10 protein-coding genes are annotated in these 17,263 nt (G+C 55.6%); 6 read left to right on the top strand and 4 right to left on the bottom strand.

The features are described 5' to 3' along the window. Nucleotides 1–6: 6 nt before the first annotated feature. From ACK59Z_RS15825 to ACK59Z_RS15840, 4 genes are all read left to right on the top strand, one after another. On the top strand, nucleotides 7–3,705 hold the full coding sequence (locus ACK59Z_RS15825; RefSeq protein WP_108190452.1) for an RHS repeat domain-containing protein: 3,699 nt from the start codon (nucleotides 7–9) through the stop codon (nucleotides 3,703–3,705). Between the two features lie 440 nt (nucleotides 3,706–4,145). Beyond that, complete coding sequence (locus tag ACK59Z_RS15830; RefSeq protein WP_409293423.1) at nucleotides 4,146–6,179, top strand: hypothetical protein; 2,034 nt, start codon at nucleotides 4,146–4,148, stop codon at nucleotides 6,177–6,179. 178 nt (nucleotides 6,180–6,357) lie between these two features. After that, entirely contained in the window at nucleotides 6,358–8,550 is a 2,193-nt protein-coding gene (locus ACK59Z_RS15835; protein ID WP_108190450.1) for an autotransporter outer membrane beta-barrel domain-containing protein, read from the top strand. A gap of 48 nt (nucleotides 8,551–8,598) precedes the next feature. Beyond that, a complete protein-coding gene (locus tag ACK59Z_RS15840; RefSeq protein ID WP_108190449.1) occupies nucleotides 8,599–10,056 on the top strand; it encodes a hypothetical protein in 1,458 nt (485 codons plus the stop codon). 7 nt (nucleotides 10,057–10,063) lie between these two features. On the opposite strand, the gene ACK59Z_RS15845 is transcribed toward ACK59Z_RS15840, so the two are convergent. The 3 genes from ACK59Z_RS15845 to ACK59Z_RS15855 all read right to left on the bottom strand — a co-directional run bounded on the left by ACK59Z_RS15845 (nucleotide 10,064) and on the right by ACK59Z_RS15855 (nucleotide 11,964). Continuing rightward, on the bottom strand, nucleotides 10,064–10,795 hold the full coding sequence (locus tag ACK59Z_RS15845) for a molecular chaperone (RefSeq protein WP_108190448.1): 732 nt from the start codon (nucleotides 10,793–10,795) through the stop codon (nucleotides 10,064–10,066). A gap of 62 nt (nucleotides 10,796–10,857) precedes the next feature. Further along, a complete protein-coding gene (locus tag ACK59Z_RS15850; protein WP_181318743.1) occupies nucleotides 10,858–11,394 on the bottom strand; it encodes a fimbrial protein in 537 nt (178 codons plus the stop codon). Nucleotides 11,395–11,562: 168 nt separating this feature from the next. Next, a complete protein-coding gene (locus ACK59Z_RS15855; protein WP_409293426.1) occupies nucleotides 11,563–11,964 on the bottom strand; it encodes a PA2817 family protein in 402 nt (133 codons plus the stop codon). 157 nt (nucleotides 11,965–12,121) lie between these two features. Here ACK59Z_RS15855 and ACK59Z_RS15860 point away from each other — a divergent pair, with 157 nt between their 5' ends. Continuing rightward, the gene (locus tag ACK59Z_RS15860) at nucleotides 12,122–13,639 is read left to right on the top strand and encodes a hypothetical protein (RefSeq protein ID WP_409293428.1); all 1,518 of its coding nucleotides are present in this window, start codon (nucleotides 12,122–12,124) and stop codon (nucleotides 13,637–13,639) included. A gap of 88 nt (nucleotides 13,640–13,727) precedes the next feature. On the opposite strand, the gene ACK59Z_RS15865 is transcribed toward ACK59Z_RS15860, so the two are convergent. Beyond that, on the bottom strand, nucleotides 13,728–16,175 hold the full coding sequence (locus tag ACK59Z_RS15865) for an acyl-CoA dehydrogenase (protein ID WP_409293430.1): 2,448 nt from the start codon (nucleotides 16,173–16,175) through the stop codon (nucleotides 13,728–13,730). 404 nt (nucleotides 16,176–16,579) lie between these two features. Here ACK59Z_RS15865 and ACK59Z_RS15870 point away from each other — a divergent pair, with 404 nt between their 5' ends. Beyond that, nucleotides 16,580–17,203: a glutathione S-transferase gene (locus ACK59Z_RS15870; protein ID WP_409293432.1), complete on the top strand. Its 624-nt coding sequence runs from the start codon at nucleotides 16,580–16,582 to the stop codon at nucleotides 17,201–17,203. Nucleotides 17,204–17,263 lie beyond the last annotated feature (60 nt).

A 17,263-nucleotide genomic window follows, 5' to 3' on the forward strand; every position in this document is an offset into this window, starting at 1 on the left:
CAGTCAGTGACAACCCAAAAACTGATTCATTCCAATGCGTTCAATTTCATGAGTTTTGTACAGGGCGGCGTTGATGAGCGTACGGGACAGTACAACCTCAATATCGAACTGCCCCAGCTGCCGAACAATGCCTTGAATGGGCCAATCCTGCCATTGCGCTTGAGCTTCAGCCCGCTGAATAACCAGAATAGCGGCTTCGGCAAAGGCTGGACGCTCCTGCTCAGCCAGTACAACCTAGACGACAATAAACTTGATCTGCATACAGGTCAGAGCTTCAAAATCTCTGATAACGGTCCTGGCCAGCCAGCACCTGTGCTCGAACGAAAGCTTGAAATTTTTTACTTTGAAAACAGGAGTGAAGGTGCTACCAAACGCTATCGAATCGCGCATAAATCCGGCCTCGTCGAATGGCTTCAGCCACAACCCACGGACTTGCGGCTGGCCTTGCCTGTCCGAGTAGAGGCATCCTCGGGGCATGGCATCACGCTGGCTTATCACCGCACGAAAAAAGGGTGCTTGGAGTCGATCGTCGACGATACTGGGCGTAAGCTGTTAAGTATTGATTACGTGGGTGACAGCAGGGTGGACATCACACTCTTGCCAAATTCAGCCGCCTCCGCGCAGTACTCATTGGTTCTGACTGGCGATCGATTGACGAAGGTGACATTGCCCACTTCGAACGGTGCGGCGTGGTCTGTCGGTTATGAGTCAGTGGGCGAAATGCTGTGCGTCACTCGGCTGGATACGCCGCTTGGGGGGACCGAGCTGATCACGTATCAAGAATGTGGGCATTACTTCCCTGGTAGCACGGACAGGGCGCTCCCCTATGTGACGCGGCATGTTTTAAAGCCCGGTGTTGGGCAAGCCGACATGGAAACAACTTACACGTTCTCTGCAGAAAATTTCCTGGGATACAACGCGCTGACCAGTTGGATAGACAATGGTCTGGACAATCTCTACCGGGTGGCCGATCGTGGTTATACCTACGGTTCTATTGCCACCCTGCTTCGCGATAGCAAACCCGTGCGTACGGTGGAGAGGCGTTACAACCGCCATCACTTGATGGTTGAGGAAGTCACCGTCGAACAAGCATGTACCCGGCGTATCAAAACAAAGTACCACGAGCGCGACAGCGATTTTGTAGATCAGCCCAAGTATTTCCAGTTGCCGCATACGGTAACCACCTCGTGGGAGCTCGACTGTCCGGACGCGCCCGTACACCCCCGCAGCGAGACGGTGACTACCGAGTACGATGGTTTTGCCAACCAGACACTGGAAGTCCAGCCCAACGGTATGCGTACTGAGCGCACCTTTTGCCCCGATGCTGAGGGGTTTGTGCGCCATATTGAACAAGAAGTCGTGAGGCCTGCCGAAGGCTACGAAGGTGACGCTCCGACCCTCTGTACACGTTATCACTATGCACTGTATCCACCGGTAGAAGTCGACGGTCACGAGCCAGGGCCAGGTTGGTTGGTCAACCAGCTTGAAGCCAGGTACCAACTGCATGCGGACGCTTCAGAGACGGCACTGCAGGCAATCGAACGCATTTATGTGAATGAGCCTGGCGACGCTTTCACACATGGCCGCCTGGCGCAGCAAATAACCACAAGGAATGAGAAGCAGACCAAAATTCAATTTAGCTACTCGGATACTCCAGAACAACCCACGACCCATCCAGTGCTGGAGACCAAGCAAGTCATAGAGGGGTTCGACCATGGGCCTGAACACCACGCACGCAAGGAATTGACCTTGCAGCATTCGTTGCTGATTGGCGAGCCGTTGCTCAACCGTGATGACAACGATGTAGAGATTGAATACGAATATGACGAGTTGCGTAGAGTAACGCGCGAAACCGTTGCGCCACGCACGTCCTATGAAGCGTCGCGTCATTATCGTTACACGTTGGTTTCCAGCCCTGGCGGCAGGGCGACTCAAGAACAGATTGACGTCAAAGGGGTTTCAACCGTGACGACCGTCGACGGCCTTAATCGGGCTGTCGAGGCCAAGCGCGTCGATTCTGATTTCGTGTCGGAAAACAAGGCGCCGGTCTATCGGCAAACCTATAAGGCCACTTATGACGGACTGGGCAATTTGATCGAGGAAGTCGAGTTCGATTGGCACAAGGATGTCGACGTGCCATTGAAGTCCACCTTCAGTTATGACAACTGGGGGCAACGCTGTCTGACCGTGGGCCCTGACAAGGTTGTACACCATGATCAGGTCGACCCAATTGGCGCGCCAGACCGACTCGGGCCGGTGCGGCGTGAATGGCGTGAATCCGCCGATGGACTTCGTTGCAGTGGTCGCACTGTCACATTCATGAATCTCTTCGAAAAACCAAGCAAAGTTGAGCGTGTAACGGCGAGCGGACAGTCATACAGCAGTCACCTGTATTTCTATGATGGCCTTGGCCGCTCCATCAGGGAAAAAGATGCCGAGCTGAATGAAACGCTGTTTAGCTATGATGCGTTCGATCGCTTGGTGGATCATACGCTGGCAGACGGTGCGGTGGTGCATCGAGACTATGCGTTGTACAGCACGGAAGACTTGCCGGAATTGATTCAAGTCACGCCGCGGCGTAGTACCGAGCCGAAGGTACTTGGCTTGCAACAGTTCGACGGGTTAGACCGTTTGGTCAAGTCGACTACGGGCGGCCGTGTTCGAAGCTTGTACTATACGCCAGGTCAGCGTAATCCGAGCACAGTGATTACGCCCAAAGGGAAGCGCATCGAATACACATACAACCCACAGTTGAATGACGAACCCATTCAGCGCACGCAGGTCGATGTGGATATTACAGGGACATTTGATTTTGACCCTGAAAATGCACGCTTGCTGTCGTGTTCGGAGCACGGTGTCGCCATGACACGTGACTATTTCAGCACGGGTGATCTGAAAACAGAGACCTGCTCATTCGAAGGTGGGGTGCCTTACACGATGGCGTATGTTCACAGTTTACAGGGTAAACTGTTGTCTTACACTGACGTGTTGGGAGGTGAACAAACTTACACCTATGACGAGGCGGCTCGGTTGACGGCAACGAGTCTTGGCTCACTGCACAGCAAGTTCGAATATGACGATTTAGGTCGTCAAGTGTTCTACGAGACGACTGACAATGGAGCGGACGAGTTGCCCAGGCGGCTTGGTACCCGCTTGGAGTTTGATGACTTTGATAGAGAGGTCTTGCGTACATTCGACTTCGGGGATTTAACGCAAACGCTAAGCCAACGATACGACAAAGCTGACAGGATCATTTGCAAGGTGTTGCGTCAGGGTAAAGAGCTGCTGCGCAGAGAGACGTTTGATTATGATGAGCGAGGCCGTTTGCTTGAGTATGCCTGCAGTGGCCTAAAAGAATATTTTCCCGTCGACCCTTACGGTAATTCTATACGTCGACAGACGTTCAGGTTCGATGCGATTGATAATATCTTGCGCGTGCTCACTGCCCATACTCAAGGTTCCGTAGACATTGTCTATCACTTCGAAAACCCATGTGATCCCGCACAGCTCTGCGGGTTCACGGCCGAGGGTGTGACCGAGGAGCCGATCGTAGTTACACTGAAGTACGACTGCGATGGGAATTTGATAGTTGATGAGCAGGGGCGTCAACTAGAGTATGACGCTTTGGGGCGCCTGCAAAGTGTCGATGGATTGGCCTATGGTTACGATCCTCTGGATCGTTTGGTCTCTCAAGAACAGCCTTGATTCAGCCGGCTAGAGCATCTTGCCTACAGGGCTGTACTGCAGCCCTGTAGGCATAGATGTGCTGGTGAATCATGCCTGGTTACCCAGGCACGCAGCACTTGCCGCTGTGGCTTGCGTCGCCAAGGGGCCTCTGCGTTTGCATCAGGCGCCCGAGTCGCTTTCGCCCGCACGCCCCCAGGGCACAGAGGTCATCGTGATTCTTGCTTGCTTACACGCCTACGCTTTCCAGACAAGCAAGTTTGATCTTGAGGTCTTCAGGGTAACGCATGACACCTCATGGCGCCTTTTATCCCCACCTCATTGCGAGGCGAGGAAGCGTCTTTGAAACCAGGCGTTTCTCATTGTCACCTGGTAAATATGCTAGTTGTGCAGGATGTCGGGCTGATATTGAATGCGTCTAGCGGCTGCTGTCCGTAAACCTGATGAATCAGAGGCGCATTATGAGTGACTCCAGAAAGGTGTACCGTACTTTCGAGCGTGTTCCCAAAGGCTATCTGCGTTTCCTTGCCGACCATAAGCCCCATCGGGATGCTCCGACCCTAGGAGATTTGGTTGTTGACCCAGCAATGCTTGCTGATGCAGCGAGTGGATTGGTATTCAGGAAATTTGCGATTGAAGATAGCGGCGGGCCCACCGATCCCGTCGAGCCTCTCACGTTGAAGGTTCCACTTTGGGACAAGAGCGAGCGAGACTCACTTAAAATTGAGCACTCTAGGGACGGCACCACGTGGACAGAGGTCTACGAAAAGACTGACGATTTTGGCGCCGCTGGTACGCCTGATCCTTATCCGGCAGTCATTCCCAAAAACCAAGACCCGCTTCGACTTGACGGCACCCACTATTTCAGAAGTTATATAGTGGATTATGACGGGAATCATTCAGAATCGGGGCCCACTACGCTCATTTTCGACCGTGAGCCGCCCTATTCTCACAGCCCCCCCGTCAAATTTCCCGATATCTTGGTTGTGACCGATGCCTCACTGAGTGCAAACGGTGATAAAGCCGAGTTGGTATTACCTGCCTATACCAGCTGGGCGGAGGGCGATGAGGTGCTGGTGTACTGGATGAATCGTATTCCCGACAAGGTTGAAGACCTTGATTTGCCGATTGTGAGGGAGCTCACAACAGTGGGCGAACAGACGCTGTCAATACCGGGAGGAAAGATCCGCGATGTCGGCGACGGTGGGGTATATGTGCTTTACCGGCTGCTCGACAAGGCACAGAACTTCAGTGCGTTGTCCGTTTGGACCAGTGTACCTGTAGCGCTGGGCGAATTGCCTGCCACCTTTGACATCCCTGTAGTGCCATTAGCCCCTGCTCCAGACACTTTAATTGACCAAGCCGATGCCAATTTGGGCGTGCAGGTATGGGTGCCGTGGAAGGAGCAGATGAAAGACACCGATAAAATAGTGGTAATTTGGGATGGTAAAGAGTTGACGCCTGAAGCGGTGGGCTCTGTACCAGGCGATTATATCAAGATATTGGTCCCCACAGATGTGATGTTGAGTGCTTACGGAAGTAACAAGGGCGCTAAAGCCACCAAGGTCAGTTATGTCTTGATGCGCGGAACCCATCCTGTAGGTGGCGCTGATATTGATATTTCTGTTGATTTCGAAACCATGGATCCGGGCGGTGCCTACCCTGGATGGCCGCTGCCCATCCATCCTGGTTTGAATAGTGTCGTTGTTAAAGGCAGGGGGGGCACGAGTAAAGAGAATGAGTTGGATACTGGTGACGCGGACAAGCCTGCGGATCTACATGTCGGGCTTTATGACTTCATCAAGGAGAAGGATAAGATAGCGTTCTATTGGGCGGGGGAATGGGCGGCCGAGTATGAAGTGTTAGACACTGATACCCCCGGGGCTACCATTTCGGTGCCGGTGCCGTGGGATGTTATCAAGGCAGGTGGCAATAGCCCGGATTTACCCGTCGATTATGTAGTGTCGCGCCCTGGTGTGCATAATAAAATATGCTCCGATATTACTGCTGTTTCCGTTGATGCGATCACTATTACGCCCGTTGGCGTGACGTTCGATCACTTGTATAACGGTAGAATTAATTGTGGTTCTATACAGGCCACTAACGGTCATCCTGACGGGGCCGCAGTTGAGGTGTTGATACCGGATCTTACTGAGTATTACCAGTTTTCTGAGTTTACCCAGATTAAAGCAGAGTGGTGGGTGTATCGTGGCGAGACCGCGGAGGAAGGCTTTGAAATAATTGACGCTGTTACATTGGAAGCTGTGCTTGAAATAAATGATGACAATCCGATCACTGGTTTTACCTGGCGTATCCCCTACTTGACCAATGTGCTTCCCTCTGATGAGGGCCTTGATGGCAAATTTAGGCGAACTCGCGCAAACGTGAAGTATACGCTAAAGACGGCCAAGGGTGATATTGCCTCGCCTCCAGCACAGGTCGTGCTCGCCTTTAGGACACCCGGAGGATATTGTGACCCTGCCGGAACTCCATGAATAAAGGTGTAATGCGCGAAAAGGATGTCGCGCAATGTAAGATTATTCGCTAGTGATTGTAGGGGTTTTCCTATAGTGGCCCGATTTATTTCCTGTAACTTTATCGCGGTCGGCACCGACTCATGTGGTTTATTCACTCGTAAAGGTGCTTGCTTCCTGGGCTGCATGAGGTTTGGTAATGAAAAGACGTGTTAAACATTTGAACGTTCGTAGTGGGCTGGTGTGTTGCATGGCAGCAACGTTGCCATTGAGCTTGTTTGTAGGGAATGAAGCCGTGGCGCAGGTCATCATCGACCGTGACACGGTCATCGATGGCAGCAACTTACCTGACAGTTATCAGGTTCTGGATGGCGTAAAGCTGACGGGCAACGGCGCCAGCACCGACCAAATCCTACTGCGTGGGGGGGGGGAGCTGGAGCTCAATGGTAGCACGGTCACATCGGCCAGCGACGGTGTGTTTGTGGAGGGGCTCGCGCGCGCTGTCATCAATGGCAGCACCATCACTAGCGATAGCCTTGGCATTGCCGTAGCTCGCGGTGATGCCGGCGGCTCGCAGGCGTGGGTCACGGGCAGTACCGTCAGCGGTAGGAATGGCGGTGCTCTCATCGCCAGTACTTCTGAACTGCACCTAGATGGCAGCATTGTTCAGGGCACGGGCCAGGGCAGCGCTGGCGTGCGCATGCTCAATAGCTGGCTCCAGGCGCAGGGCAGTACGATCATCGGTGCGCAGGAAGGTATTGTGGTGAATACCGATGGTCGTTCCGGTGACGCTCGTATCGATCTGGATGGCTCGCAGGTTGTCGGGAAAAACGGTTCGGCCATACTGGTGGATGGGCGGACCCAAGGCGCAGCCGCAGCCAAAATCACCGTCAGCAACGGTGCACAGCTAAACGCAAGTAATGGCAACCTGCTTGAGGTGCGCAACAACTCGAGTGCCGACCTGGCAGTAGAGAGCGCCAATCTGGTGGGCAATGTAACAGTGGAGGAGGGGTCCAATGCAGCCATTTCGCTGGGTCGGCAAGCCACGCTGACGGGCCAGTTGGAAAATGTCGGCAAATTGTCGATTGGCAATCAATCCAGCTGGACGATGGTAGGGGACGCCAAGGTCGGCGATCTGGCGCTTGATGGCGGGGTCGTGCAGTTTGGGTTGCCTCGCGCTTTTCATCGATTGACCCTGGACAACCTGTCGGGCGAAGGTACATTTGCCATGGATGCAGATTTCTCCACGGGGCAAACCGATTTTCTCGACATCACCGGCACTGCCACGGGCAATCATGGCTTGTTGATCGGTAGCAGTGGCGCAGATCCGCAGGCAGAGAGCCAGCTGCAGGTGGTGCACACAAACGGGGGAGATGCCTCGTTCTCATTGGTCAATGGGCCGGTCGACCTTGGGGCATTCTCCTACGAACTCGTACAGCGTGGTAGCGACTGGTACCTCGATGGCTCGCGCAAGATCATCAGCCCCGGCACCCGTTCGGTGCTGGCGTTGTTCAATACTGCGCCAACCGTATGGTACGGTGAACTTACATCTTTGCGCAGTCGCATGGGCGAGTTGCGTCTGGATGATGGAAAAGCCGGAGGTTGGGTTCGAAGCTATGGCAACAAGTATGATGTGGCCGCAAGTTCCGGTGTTGCGTACAAGCAAATCCAGCATGGTTTTTCCCTGGGTGCCGATGCACCGCTGCCGTTCGGCGATGGGCAGTGGTTGCTGGGCGTATTGGCAGGGTACAGCCGTTCGGATTTGAATCTGGAGGGGGGGACCAGTGGTGAGGTCGACAGCTACTACCTCGGGCTTTACACCACCTGGCTAGACCGTGTTAGCGGGTATTACTTCGATGGTGTGGTGAAGCTAAACCGCTTTGACAACGACTCCAAGGTTTCGTTGAGTGACGGCACGCGTACCGATGGCCAGTACGATAATCATGGTTTTGGTGTATCAGCGGAATTCGGTCGTCACATCGAGCTTGATCAAGGCTATTTCGTCGAGCCGTTTACCCAGTGGTCCACCGCTTATATTGAGGGTAAAGACTACCATTTGGACAATGGCCTTCAGGCGCAAGGCGAGGCCGTCCGCTCCATCCTGGGCAAGGCCGGTGCGACAATGGGTCGCAACTTCGAGATGTCGACCGGCGGGATTGTTCAGCCTTATCTGCGTGCGGCCTACGTACATGAGTTCATCAATAATAATGATGTGAAGGTCAACCAAAATCGCTTTTCCAACGACCTCTCAGGGTCGCGCCTCGAGGTGGGCGCAGGTGTTGCTGTTACGGTAGCGCAGAGCCTGCAGCTGCATGCTGATATTGATCACGGTCGCGGCGAGCATATCGATCAGCCTTGGGGGGTGAACCTTGGCGTACGCTATAGCTGGTAGATCCTGATGAGGAGGCCCTTGGGCCTCCTTTTTTGTGAGGGTAATTCAATGAAGCAACTATCAGACGATGAAGAGCTGCTGGCGTTAAAACCAGTGGAGGTGACCGAGCTGCTTGAGAACATCCCGGGTGGCGACAACAACTTGCTCCCTGTCAGCGCCACCCTGCAGGATTTGGAGGTCATCGTGCCCATGTGGCCAGTCAGTGAGCCATACCCTGGCGAACCTGAAGTCTTGCAATTGTTCTGGGATGAGGAGCTGGTCGTTGAGCGATCCTGGGAAGCCCCTGTGCCACCCGAAGATTTGAAACTGAGTGTTCCCAAGGAAAAACTGACGCATGGGGCCCATGAATTACGTTACAAGGTTATAGATGCCGATTGTGACGCCAGCTATTCCGACGTGCTGCAGGTGCTGATCGACTTGCAAGGGCCTGTATTGGGGGGGCAGGGGATACTGACAGTGGTCGAAGACCCGGAAGAGGTCGAGCGGGATGGGGTCACGGAGCGCTACCTGAGAAACCACCAACAACGCCTGCGAACTCAGGTGCCTGCATATGCCACGCCTAAAGCCGGTGACACGATTATCTACTATTGGGACATCGAGCCTTATGCGGAAATGAAGGCTGGTGAGCATGATCTGGTGTTTGAAGATACGACCAAGCCTGTCTATATCGACTTCCCCAGTGCGTTGATCCTTGAGCGTGGTGACGGAGATCGATACGTGTATTACGCCATCAGAGATCGAGCTGGCAATGTCAGCCTATTACCCAGGCCTTTGAAGGTAACTGTCTCGGCAGGCCTGCGAACGCTGCCCTTACTGAGCATTGAACAGACTACAGGGGGGCAGGAAAGCTTACGCCTCGCACTCAACGATCTGAATCCACCTTTGCTCGTCAAGGTGCCGCCTGAAGCGGTTGTTTACCCCGATGAAACCTTGCGGGTGGAATGGGGGCAGCCGGGCGATCCTGGGTACTATTCCACCTCTACCGAATATCAGGGGCGCTCGCGTGTGTTCGAGATCCCCGAAGGCAAGGTACTGGCGCAGGGCGCAACATCTCTACAGGTCGGCTATGTTGCCTCGGGAGATAAGCGTCACGACTACCCTTCACCTGTGGTTGATCTTACTGTTGGTTCGCTTAGCAGCGGCTTACCGGGTGTGCAGTTGGCTGGCGTCGTTGCCAATAACTTCAAATTAGCCGACGCGCCGGCCCGCAACCCGGTGACGCTTGGGACCTGGAAGTTTATGGCGGAAGGGCAGTGGGTCGATATATGGGTGACCGGGCGCTTGAGTGATGGGCAAGACGCAGAACCACACGTGGTATTGAAAAACTATGTAGTGAAGGCCGATGATGTTGAAAAGGGCATCGGTGCGGACAACGATGTAGTGGTGTTGAAAACGTTTCTGTCAACATTGATGGATGGCGTTCCATTCACTGTGCATGTCAACGTAAGTTTTAACGAAGGATATAATTGGATGAAATTTCCAGTGCTGAGTCCTACCTTGATCTGAGGGCGCATCACGGGCCTGAAACAGGTGCCCTCGTTTCGGTGGTGGTGCCGCCAAAATCGTTAATGGCGGTGAAAATGATGTGCATATCAGGGGTTGTTTCAACCTTGCCTTTAATGGGGTAGGCCTGTGTGCCCCCTGGGGCAACCATATTATAAGCCTCTATATGTTTTCGGCTCTTGCCGTTGTCCAGGTTCGCCTGCTTGAAGGTGAAGTGGTAGGGGGTGGGGTTGTATACAACCACTTGTGTGCTGCCGTCGCGCCGCTGCAGTGACCATTGCAGGTTTTTCAAGTTTTCCTCAGGCGTGCCTTTCAGTTGGGCGGGCCGATACAGCAGTTTGATGCGGGTGCGTAGGGCGATGGTCAATGTATTCCGGTTATCGCCATCGGTTTGGGGTATCTCCTGTACATTGAAAAAGAACAAGGATTCCTTGTCGTTGGGCAGGTTGTTAGGGATTTGATTGATCTGGACAGTTTGTTCGCCGCCGGGCGCCAATAGGAACAACTCAGGGGTCGCGATCAGTGGAACTGCGGTCGTGTTGTCGTCCGCTTCGGTGTTGACCCAGCTCTGTGCGGCAAAGGTTTGAGTGCTGGGGTTGGCAACGACGATTGACCGACTTTGCTTGTCACTCATCAGAACGATGCGTGTAGAGCTGATAGTGAGCGCGGCCTGGGCTGAGGTAATAAGGCCACTTGTAAGGGTGGCGAGCATCAGAAGACGAAAAAGAAGTGAAGTGTGCATGTGGGCAGATATTGGATGAGTAAGAGGGCAAGCGCAGCAGGCTGCGCTTGTACGGTGACGACTTAGGGCATTTCGACGGTGAAGCTGACGTTGGTGGCAATGTGCCCATCAGTCACCTTGTCAGCGATAGTTTGCAGTCGGGTAGAAAAGGTCATGTCAGTAGGGACCTTTTCGCTGATGGTATACTCTGCCGATGCTGTGTCAGGGGGGAGTATATTGCCGCTTTTGTCATGGATGGCCAGCGCCATGCCTTCGGAATAGCCAGTGCCATCCAACAGGTTATACAGTCCGGACGGGCCTGCACCGTAGCCGGGGCTGAACTTGACTTTTGCAACGGTAGGGGCGGTGAGGCCGCAAGCTGCAGGGTCTATGCGAAGGGCAAACCTTTGCAATGGGGTTTTTTGCCCGATCTTGTTGAAGTCGGAAACTTTGAAATCGCCCAAGTAGATTTTCGGCAGGGGCGGGCCACCAGGGGTCACGACGTCAATCGGGCAAGTGCCGTCGGGGCTTACAGTGCCTTCAAAGTTGATGATACCGGTGTTGGCCATGGCTGAGCTGCAGCCAAGGCCAAGTGCAAACAGTGCGAGAATGCGTTTCATTGAGCGCTCCAGATTTAAGGTCGGTTGTTAGCGTGTGGGTTTCGGCCGAGGCTGTGGGAAGCGCCGGCCTTTCACAGAGGGGAGACTAACGGCGTTGCAGAAACCAAATCTGTAGGTCAATTCGCTAGCGGGCAGGGAGAAATCGGTTTTTGGGAAGCGCTCCCACCGTCATTCAGCGTGCCTTGAGGCGAGCAGTTGCTGTTTTTCCTCGTTCCAGTCGAAGCGGGCCCCGCGCTGTTGTGCTTCGTATCGAAGCTCCTCCAATTGCTGATACAAATCGAGTTCCGCGTCGGGCATGAAGTGCAGGCAGTCGCCCCCAAAGAACCAAAGCAGATCGCGAGGTACCAGATGAGCAATTTGTGGATAGCGCTGAATAACCTGGCAGATCAGGTCTTGGCCAAGATACTGGCTCTGCAAGGGTTCTGCCGGCAACAGGGCGAGCAGTTCATCGAAGCGCTCGAGAAACAGCGCATGGCTCTCTTCGGGCACCTGCTCGGCATTTTCAAGGGCCACAAGGATGCTGCGCACGTGCTCAAGCAGTTGTAGGTGATACGTTTGGGCGGTAGTCATGGGTCTGTCCTCAGGGTAGAGCGGTGCAGACATTGTACCGTGTTGTGATCCTTCGAGTAATCGCGTTGGCGTGACCTGGCATTTTTGCCAGTGGCTGCGGCAAGCGGTGCAGGTTAACTTGACAGCTCTCATACCTATCGTAAAGGGTGGATGGACGATGGCTATCAAAAAGCAAGCGGAATTCTATATTGGCATAATGAGGCTCTCATATATTATGGCAAATAGATTGTGGCAGGATCGCTATCCGGCATTGTCCAGCGCGCCAGGAGAGGTGCTCGACCTAGATCGGGAGGCTGAGCTCGGTATCAGAAAAATCAAACAGCTGCAGATGGGGCCGCCTAAGTTTGTGTATAGGCATGCTGGATCCAACCAATATGCCGACTTCGAACTATTGGTTTTGCGAGAACAGGAAGTCACGCTGGTCACTGATACAGGGGCAAGCGGTTCCTGGATGAGCAATGTTCGGGTGCTGAAGTTGCCTTCGGAGGAGACGCTGGTGGTAAGCATCCCCTTCAGGGCAGGCGATAGCAACTTTAAAATAAGCTACTCGAGTGGTGCGCAAAACGCGGTGAACTTAATATGGTCCGGCGCTGCGGAATATACGTACAGTGGAGCCGAGCGTGATGAATACCTGCTCAGACAATACTTCAATAGGCATAAAAAATTACTGCTCACTCGTCTTTCCGCTGCCCCTGGTAGCCAGTGGTTGCAAGATGTGGAGTTGCGGCCGGACTTTATCGATGACAATTATATACATTTTCTATTCTTTTCGGCGTTGTCAGGCGTAACCGGGGGCGACGGAGTGTTGTCCGTCCCACCCATGTTCGATGATTTTGATCGTTTTAGTATGCTCAGTCTTGGAGCCTTCTTCCCGGAAAACTTCAATAGTTTACGCCCCCTCGACAGCCAGTGGATGGCGTCATTGTTGGTGCCAGAAGGAACGGCTTTGATAGATGAATCCCAAGATATGGTGGTAGAGGGGGTGGGTTTTAATTTCGGCTATAAACGTGCGCGTAGCATGGCCATGGGGCATTCAGATGTAAGCATTGCGAGCGGTTCAGTGTCCGTTAACCCGTTAATGGCGGTCGTGTGGCCGAGCGCTAACAGAGTGCTATTGGAAATTCCCGATCTTAGCAATGCTACAGTAGAACTCATTGGTGACAGGCATGGAAAGCTAGAGAGAGAGAGTGATGCTTGCTACTATGTGCCGCCGCTTGCTCAGACGCCATCCGTAGTCTACGAAGAACACAGCAAAACCCTCGAAAATCCGGCGCTGTTGGAAACCCTAATGGAACGAGCAGTATTCGACGTCATCAGGGTTACGGTGAATGGTAACTCGGCCCTGTCTACATTTGTCACACTATACGCAAAGCAAACGCATTTTATCAAATATCTGGTTGTTAACGGTGAGTTGACGCTCCAGCTGTGGTACTACGATGTCGCGCAAGGTAAAGATGTGCTCGTGCCTGCTGCTGAAACGGAATGGTCTACCCTCCATGGCGGTGGTTCGGTTTCCAGTCTCGGGGTTTTCACTCCAGGTAGTTCGGACCCTTCAACCGTCAGTGTGATTGCAGGGCGCGATCTCGGCAGCAGCAGATTATTATTCTGGGCGGTCACGATTATTCCAGTCCCTTTATATTCGGTGACCGAAGCCGCTAGACTTTTCAACGAGTGAAGCACCAGTGCAACGGTGAGAGCGATCGCTGATGCAAGGCCATGGAGCAAATGGCCCCATGGCCCCATGGCCTTGATGGTATTGGCGTTTAGCGGACTTTACCTGCTGTAAGTTCCAGCATCTCCTTGTCGAATGCGTCCACGTCAATCACCGCTCGGCGGGCGTTTTCTGCTGCATGCAATTGTTGGCTGTCACTTGGCAGCAGCACGCCCGCTGCAACTGCAGCGTCAATGGTAGATTGCCCTGGTGTAGGTTGCAGCCGGTGTTCCTTGATCGCCTGATTCAGTACTTTGTACAGCGGTGCGGCTTGATCCAGCTTCTCGCAGGCTCGCTGCAGGGCGGCCACCGGATCGCCTTCGGCCTGCGAACGGAAGCATCCTGCCAACAACTCCTCCAGCGCAGGGTCGCCTTTGCTGCGCCCGATCAGCGCTGCCACCTCGGCGTCCAGTTCATCGCTCGGCCCGGTGTGACGGCGGCCGAAGGGAAACACCAGCACCCGTAGCGCGCAACCGACGAAGCGGTTGGGGAAGTTAGCGAGCAACCGGTCCAAGGCGTGCTCCGCTTGGCCCAGGCTTTCTTCCATGGCCCAACGCAGCAGGGGCTGCATGTGCTCGGGCGAACCGAGATCGTGGTAGCGTTTGAGCGCGGCACTGGACAGGTACAGGTAGCTGAGTACATCGCCCAGCCGGGCACTCAGGCGTTCCCGGCGCTTGAGCGCCCCGCCCAGCAGCATCATCGACAGGTCGGCCAGCAGGGCAAAGGCGGCGGCCTGGCGGTTGAGGGCCCGGAAGTAGCCTTGGCTCAGCGTGTCACCCGGCACTTTCTCGAAAACCCCCAGCCCCAGGTTGAACACCAGGGTGCTGGCCGCATTGCCGGCGGCGAACAGGATGTGTTTCATCAGCAGGTCATCGAATTCCTGAAGCGCCTGATCGTGGTCTTCACGCCCGGCCAAGGCCATTTCCTTGAGCACGAACGGGTGGCAGCGAATGGCGCCCTGGCCGAAGATCATCAGGTTGCGCGAAAGGATGTTGGCGCCCTCGACCGTGATGAAGATCGGCGCCCCTTGCCAGTTGCGGCCCAGGTAGTTGTTCGGGCCCATGATGATGCCCTTGCCACCGTGCACGTCCATGGCGTGCTGGATGCATTCGCGGCCACGCTCGGTCAGGTGGTACTTGAGGATCGCCGACAGCACCGAGGGTTTCTCGCCCAGGTCTACGGCCTTGGCGGTCAGCAGGCGGGCACTGTCCATCAGCCAGGCGTTGCCGCCAATGCGTGCCAGCGATTCCTGGATACCTTCGAAGGCCGCCAGTGGCACGTTGAATTGCTCGCGGATATTGGCGTACTGGCCAGTCACCAGGCTGGTGTACTTGGCAGCCCCTGTACCCACGGCAGGCAGTGAGATGGAGCGACCTACCGACAGGCAGTTCATCAGCATCATCCAGCCTTTGCCAAGCATCGCTTGGCCACCGATCAGGAAGTCCAGCGGTACGAACACGTCTTTGCCGCTGTTGGGGCCGTTCATGAAGGCGGCGCCCAGCGGCAGGTGACGTTTGCCGATTTCGACGCCGGGCGTGTCGGTGGGGATCAGGGCCAGGCTGATGCCGAGCTCCTCCTGTTCGCCCAACAGATGGTCGGGGTCGTAGGCCTTGAATGCCAGGCCCAGCAGGGTGGCGACCGGGCCGAGGGTGATGTAGCGCTTTTCCCAGTTCAGGCGCAGGCCGATCACTTCTTCGCCTTGCCACTGGCCTTTGCAGATGATGCCGGTGTCGGGCATGGCGCCAGCGTCGGAGCCGGCCAGTGGGCCGGTGAGGGCGAAGCAGGGGATTTCCTCGCCACGGGCCAGGCGCGGCAGGTAGTGGTTGCGTTGTTCGTCGGTGCCGTAGTGCAGCAGCAGTTCGGCAGGGCCCAGGGAGTTGGGTACCATCACCGTGGAGGCCAGATCACCGCTGCGGGTGGCCAGTTTCATCGCCACTTGGGAGTGGGCGTAGGCGGAGAAGCCCTTGCCGCCGTATTCCTTGGGGATGATCAGGGCGAAAAAGCCATGCTGCTTGATATGTGCCCAGGCTTCGGGCGGCAGGTCCAGGTCTTGGCCGATCTGCCAGTCGCTGACCATGGCACACAGTGCTTCGGTCGGGCCATCAATGAAGGCTTGCTCTTCTTCAGTCAGCTTCGGTGCCGGGTAGGCCAGCAAGGTGCGCCAGTCTGGGCGGCCACTGAACAGTTCGCCATCCCACCACACGGTGCCGGCGTCGATGGCTTCGCGCTCGGTCTGCGACATGGGCGGCAGGGTGCGCTGGAACCAGCGAAATACCGGGGCGGTAAACACCTTGCGCCGCCACTGCGGGAGCGCAACCAGGGCGATCTTCAGGGCAAGCACCACCCAGATCAGGGCCAGCAGCCAGCCGGGGGCACTGCTGAAAATGCCCATCAACAGCACATAGGCCGCCAGGATGCCGAGAATCTGCAAGGGCGCCAGGCGCCGGTGCGTGAGGTACGCCGCGCCGATCACCAGCACCACCAACCACAACAGCAACATAATCGGTCCTCCTTGGAACCAAGGGCTTGAGCCGTCCCAGACAGCTTAGACGCAATGCTGTGAACGGCATGCTCAGAACAGTGACAGGGTGTGGCGGCGGGAGTTTCAGTTCATTTGTTCGCCTGTACCGGCCTATTCGCGGGTGAACCCGCTCCTACGACGGTATGTGGCGAGCCCCCCGATCGATGTAGGTGCGGGCTTGCCCGCGAATGCGATGGTGCTGCGACGGTGAATGATCTGGGATATTGGCCGGCAGGTCCGGCCCTTTCGCGGGTGAACCCGCTCCTACGACGGTACGTGGCAACATCACCGAGCGATGCAGGGGCTTGCCCGTGAAGAGGCCCGTACAGGCGGCGAAGGTCTGGAGTAGACTGTGCCACCTCCGCACTCAAAAGGATGTTGCCATGCTGAAGATCTGGGGCCGCAAGAATTCGAGCAATGTGCGCAAGGCGCTGTGGATCGCCCAAGAGCTGGGCCTGGACTTCGAATCCATCGACGCCGGCGGCGCCTTCGGCGTGGTCAACGAGCCGCACTACCGCGCCCGCAACCCCAACGGCCTGGTGCCGATGCTCGAAGACGGCGACCTGACTTTGTGGGAATCCAACACCATCGTTCGCTACCTGTGCGCGGAGTACGGCACGGAGCAGGGCTGGTATCTGGCAGACCCACGCCAGCGCGCCCTGGCCGACAAGTGGATGGACTGGACCACATCGTCCTTCGCCGCACCCTTCCGCCCGCTGTTCTGGGGGCTGCTGCGCACGCCGGAAGACCAGCGCGACTGGGTGGCGATCAACGCCGCGCACAAGCAGTGCGCGCAATTACTGGCCATTGCCGACGAAACCCTGGCCAATCAGCCGTACCTGTCCGGTGACCAGATCGGCATGGGCGACATCCCACTGGGTAGCTTCATCTATGCCTGGTTCGAACTGCCCATCGAGCGCCCGGACATGTACCACCTTCAAGCCTGGTATGAACGCCTGAAGCAACGCCCGGCCTACCAGGCCGCCGTGATGACCGCGCTCACTTGAACCCGCTTCGATAGTCATTATCAATAGATGTGACTGTACTTGTGCAGCCTGGCCTTGCAC

The sequence above is a fragment of the Pseudomonas sp. KCJK9058 genome (genome assembly GCF_046230975.1).
In the GTDB taxonomy this organism is placed as follows: domain Bacteria; phylum Pseudomonadota; class Gammaproteobacteria; order Pseudomonadales; family Pseudomonadaceae; genus Aquipseudomonas; species Aquipseudomonas alloputida.

Bases quoted from the DNA above. Each gene is read 5' to 3' on its own strand.
- ACK59Z_RS15830 (WP_409293423.1), top strand. From the start codon at position 4,146: ATGAGTGACTCCAGAAAGGTGTACCGTACTTTCGAGCGTGTTCCCAAA.
- ACK59Z_RS15835 (WP_108190450.1), top strand. From the start codon at position 6,358: ATGAAAAGACGTGTTAAACATTTGAACGTTCGTAGTGGGCTGGTGTGT.
- ACK59Z_RS15840 (WP_108190449.1), top strand. From the start codon at position 8,599: ATGAAGCAACTATCAGACGATGAAGAGCTGCTGGCGTTAAAACCAGTG.
- ACK59Z_RS15845 (WP_108190448.1), bottom strand. From the start codon at position 10,795: ATGCACACTTCACTTCTTTTTCGTCTTCTGATGCTCGCCACCCTTACA.
- ACK59Z_RS15850 (WP_181318743.1), bottom strand. From the start codon at position 11,394: ATGAAACGCATTCTCGCACTGTTTGCACTTGGCCTTGGCTGCAGCTCA.
- ACK59Z_RS15855 (WP_409293426.1), bottom strand. From the start codon at position 11,964: ATGACTACCGCCCAAACGTATCACCTACAACTGCTTGAGCACGTGCGC.
- ACK59Z_RS15860 (WP_409293428.1), top strand. From the start codon at position 12,122: ATGGCTATCAAAAAGCAAGCGGAATTCTATATTGGCATAATGAGGCTC.
- ACK59Z_RS15865 (WP_409293430.1), bottom strand. From the start codon at position 16,175: ATGTTGCTGTTGTGGTTGGTGGTGCTGGTGATCGGCGCGGCGTACCTC.
- ACK59Z_RS15870 (WP_409293432.1), top strand. From the start codon at position 16,580: ATGCTGAAGATCTGGGGCCGCAAGAATTCGAGCAATGTGCGCAAGGCG.